The following is a 1303-nucleotide window of genomic DNA, read 5'->3' as shown; positions in this document are numbered from 1 at the left end:
AGGGCAGTCAGCTCCTCGGGAAAATCGACTGTATTTATGTCCATACTGGGATTGTATACAGCACTTTTTGATAATTCAAGCAAATTGAAGGCGGATAATAGAGAAATGAGCTCAATTTCGAATGTTTCTGAAAATACACCCTATCTTTTAGTTTTAGGTATGGGCGGCACGATTGCAGGTCTGGCGCCTAACCCTGAAGAAAACCCTCTCCAATACCAAGCTGGTCAGCTAGGGGTTGACGTATTGGTGGCGCAGGTTCAATCAGTTGTGCCTGAGGGTGTCAAACTGGTTTCACGCCAGCTAGCAAATATCAACAGTCGCAATCTAACCGATGCCCACCTGACTAGTCTTGGACTTGCTGTAAGAGAGGCTTTGCTGGATGCCGCCGTAAGGGGAATTGTGATTACCCACGGTACCGATACGATTGAGGAAACAGGATTATTTTTACAGGCAACTTGCGGAAAGCTGGCTCAGACTCAGTCTAAGAGGGTCATTCTGACAGGGGCAATGTTGCCAAGTAATGCACCTGGGGCTGATGGACCATCTAATCTACTGGATGCCTTGCGCTGGGCCTCTACATCTATTGATAACTGTCCTGGTGGCGTCTATGCGGTCATGGATGGGCGTGGATGCATGGCAATGGATTTGGCTAAGCGCCACGCTACGGCTCTGAACGCTCCTTTGCAAGATGCTCCATCAAGCTCAGTAGGCCTGATTAATCCATCTTGGCTATCCGGGGTGAAGGCCGTACAGGCCTCTTGGAATGAAGATTTGCCTATTCCTGAGGAGGGTGAGTGGCCTTGGGTAGAGATTTTGACTAGTCATGCAGGTGCACGTCCTGAAACCATCATGCAGTGGCTGGGTAGTGATGTTCAGGGCTTTGTGCTTGCAGGCTCAGGGCATGGCGGCTTTCATGATGCATGGCTCAAGCCCTTAGATCAGGCAATGGCTCAAGGTATTGCTCTGGTCAGGACAACTAGAACTGGCGCTGGATCTACTTTGCCCAATACTCCTGAACTGGATCCCCTGGGATGCAGAGCCTCTGGACCGTTCACCGCTCCAAGAGCCAGAATTGCCCTCCAATTGGCTCTCAATGCGGCAAAACAAGCCAAATTAGCCGGTAAACCCCTGACTTGGCAGGATTTTTTTGCTAGAATAGCGGACTTACCGGAAATTCGGTAAGGACTTAAAAGCAGTAAATATGTGTAGTTAGTTTTACCTACAATTTGTTACTACCTTGTCACACTGGCGCTAACTTTAAAACCATCGGAAGTTAGCAAGACGCCCAGGTGACTTTATCCTT

General features: G+C 48.9%; 1 protein-coding gene. It reads left to right on the top strand.

The window, feature by feature from the left end; all coding sequences use genetic code 11:
• The first annotated feature begins 105 nt into the window (after positions 1-105).
• The gene (locus tag B7Y67_RS18280; RefSeq protein WP_293599853.1) at positions 106-1182 is read left to right on the top strand and encodes an asparaginase; all 1077 of its coding nucleotides are present in this window, start codon (positions 106-108) and stop codon (positions 1180-1182) included.
• The last annotated feature ends 121 nt before the right edge of the window (positions 1183-1303 follow it).

The sequence above is a fragment of the Polynucleobacter sp. 35-46-11 genome (genome assembly GCF_002281105.1).
Note: the sequence above shows the minus strand (reverse complement) of the source record. Positions and strands in the feature narration are given on the sequence as shown.